Raw genomic sequence first — 3,027 nt, 5'->3', positions numbered from 1 at the left:
CGATGGACCACTGGGTGGAGGCCGCCGATTGGATCGTCTGGCAGCTTTGTGGCAGCTACGTGCGCAACGCCTGCACCGCCGGCTACAAAGGCATATACCAGGACGGCCGCTATCCGTCCGAGGACTTCCTGGCCGCCCTGAACCCGGCGTTCAAGGACTTTGTCAGCACCAAACTCGAACACACCATCGGCCGGCTCGGCGATGCCGCGGGCTACCTCACGGCCGAGGCCGCCGGATGGACGGGTTTGCCTGCGGGCATCGCCGTGGCCGTCGGCAACGTGGACGCCCACGTCACGGCCCCGGCCGCAAAGGCAGTGGAGCCGGGGCAGCTGGTGGCCATCATGGGTACGTCCACCTGCCACGTCATGAACGGTTCAGATCTGCGCGAAGGGCCGGGCATGTGCGGTGTGGTGGACGGCGGGATCGTGGAGGGCCTGTGGGGGTACGAAGCCGGACAGTCCGGCGTCGGCGACATCTTTGGCTGGTTCACCAAGAACGGTGTCCCGCCGGAATACCACCGGGCGGCGGCCGCGGCAGGCCTGGGCATTCACGAATACCTGACAGAACTCGCCGCCCGCCAGGCTGTCGGTGAGCACGGACTCATCGCCCTGGACTGGCACTCGGGGAACCGTTCGGTGCTGGTGGACCACGAGCTCTCCGGCGTGGTGGTGGGCCAGACCCTCGCCACGAAGCCCGAAGACACGTACCGTGCGCTGCTTGAGGCCACGGCCTTTGGAACCCGCACCATTGTGGATGCCTTCCGCGATTCCGGTGTGCCGGTCAAGGAGTTCATCGTGGCTGGCGGGCTGCTGAAGAACAAGCTGCTCATGCAGATCTACGCAGACGTCACGGGCCTGCAGCTCTCCACCATCGGATCAGACCAGGGCCCGGCGCTGGGCTCGGCCATCCACGCCGCCGTTGCGGCCGGGAAGTACGCCAATATCCGCGAAGCCGCGGCGGCCATGGGCTCAGAACCCGGCGACGTCTACACACCGATCCCGGAGAACGTGGCCGCCTACGAGGAACTGTTCCAGGAATACCGGACACTCCACGACTACTTCGGCAGGGGAGCCAATGACGTGATGCACCGGCTCAAAGCCATCCAGCGCAATGCCACCAAAACACTCGTTGCTGCTGGAGCCTCCGAATGAGCACCGGGCTTTCAAACATGCTGAAAACGATCGCCCGGATCCGGCAGGAGGTCTCCGCCCTGCACGCCGAGCTCACCCGCTATGAGCTGGTGGTGTGGACGGCAGGGAATGTCTCCGCGCGCGTTCCAGGCCATGACCTGATGGTCATTAAGCCGTCGGGCGTTTCCTACGATGACCTCACACCCGAGCAGATGGTGGTCACCGACCTGTATGGAGTACCCGTGGCGGGCGACGCCGACGGTGAGTGGGGCAACCCGGGGCTGTCGCCGTCGTCGGACGCCGCGGCGCACGCGTACGTCTACCGGCATATGCCGGAGGTGGGTGGCGTGGTGCACACGCACTCCACCTACGCCACGGCGTGGGCTGCCCGCGGCGAGGCGATCCCGTGCGTGCTGACCATGATGAGCGACGAGTTCGGCGGCAGCATCCCGGTGGGACCGTTCGCGCTGATCGGCGACGACTCGATCGGCCAGGGAATCGTCGAAACCCTCCGGAACTCCACGTCACCCGCGGTGCTGATGCAGAACCACGGCCCGTTCACCATCGGCAAGGATGCCAGGGACGCGGTAAAGGCTGCGGTGATGTGCGAGGAAGTGGCTCGGACAGTGCACATTTCCCGGCAGCTCGGCGAGCCGCTGCCGATGGATCAGGCCAAGATCGAATCCCTCTACGCCCGCTACCAGAACGTCTACGGCCGCTAGCCGGCCTGGACTGCCAGCACTTCACCGGACTTTCACAGGAGAAAACCCATGAACAACGCCAGCAGCACGTCCCTCGGCCACTACGAGGTCTGGTTCCTAACCGGCAGCCAGCACCTCTACGGCGAGGACGTCCTCAAGCAGGTCGCCGCCCAGTCACAGGAGATTGCCGCCGCCCTGAACGCCTCCTCCGATGTCCCGGTCAAGGTGGTCTGGAAGCCGGTCCTCACCGATTCGGACGCCATCCGCCGCACCGCGCTCGAAGCGAACTCGGACGATTCCGTGATCGGCGTGACGGCGTGGATGCATACCTTCAGCCCGGCCAAGATGTGGATCCAGGGCCTGGACCTGCTGCGCAAGCCGCTCCTGCACCTGCACACGCAGGCAAACGTGGAGCTGCCCTGGGCGGACATCGACTTCGACTTCATGAACCTCAACCAGGCCGCGCACGGCGACCGCGAATTCGGCTACATCCAGTCGCGCCTGGGCATTCCCCGCAAAACCGTGGTGGGCCACGTGTCCAACCCGGAGGTCTCCCGCCAGGTGGGCGTGTGGCAGCGGGCTTCGGCAGGCTGGGCGGCGGTCCGGACCCTGAAACTGACCCGCTTCGGTGACAACATGCGCAACGTGGCCGTCACCGAAGGGGACAAAACCGAAGCGGAGCTGCGCTTCGGCGTCTCCGTCAACACGTGGTCCGTCAACGAGCTCGCCGGCGCCGTGCACGGCGCCGCAGAGTCCGACGTCGACACCTTGGTTGCGGAGTACGAGCGCCTGTACGAGGTGGTACCAGAGCTGAAGGCCGGGGGAGCCCGGCACGAGTCGCTGCGCTACAGTGCCCGGATCGAGCTGGGGCTGCGCAGCTTCCTTGAGTCCAACGGCTCCGCCGCGTTCACCACCTCCTTCGAAGACCTCGGCGAACTGCGCCAGCTGCCCGGTATGGCCGTCCAGCGGCTCATGGCCGACGGCTACGGTTTCGGCGCCGAGGGCGACTGGAAGACGGCCATTCTGGTCCGCGCCGCCAAGGTGATGGGCGCCGGCCTGCCCGGCGGCGCCTCCCTGATGGAGGACTACACGTACCACCTGGAGCCAGGCGCGGAGAAGATCCTGGGCGCACACATGCTCGAGGTCTGCCCGTCGCTGACGGCCACAAAACCGCGCGTCGAAATCCACCCGCTCGG

Annotated in this window: 3 protein-coding genes; all 3 read left to right on the top strand. The window is 66.3% G+C overall.

Annotated features, from left to right (window positions below; all coding sequences use genetic code 11):
• Positions 1-1,151, top strand: a 1,151-nt coding sequence (locus ACVWY0_RS22155) for a ribulokinase (RefSeq protein WP_485838612.1), incomplete at its 5' end; no start/stop codon positions are given.
• On the top strand, positions 1,148-1,852 hold the full coding sequence (locus tag ACVWY0_RS22150) for an L-ribulose-5-phosphate 4-epimerase (RefSeq protein WP_485838611.1): 705 nt from the start codon (positions 1,148-1,150) through the stop codon (positions 1,850-1,852). The genes ACVWY0_RS22155 and ACVWY0_RS22150, both read left to right, overlap by 4 nt.
• Before the next feature lie 48 nt (positions 1,853-1,900).
• Positions 1,901-3,027: L-arabinose isomerase family protein (locus tag ACVWY0_RS22145; protein WP_485838610.1), on the top strand; the 1,127-nt coding region annotated here is incomplete at its 3' end.

Source organism: Arthrobacter sp. UYNi723, assembly GCF_054057635.1.
The sequence above is the reverse complement of the archived record's forward strand: the minus strand, read 5'-3'. Positions and strand labels throughout refer to the sequence as shown.

What these genes read in the sequence shown, in the direction of transcription:
- ACVWY0_RS22150 (WP_485838611.1), top strand. Translation starts at nt 1,148, where the DNA reads ATGAGCACCGGGCTTTCAAACATGCTGAAAACGATCGCCCGGATCCGG.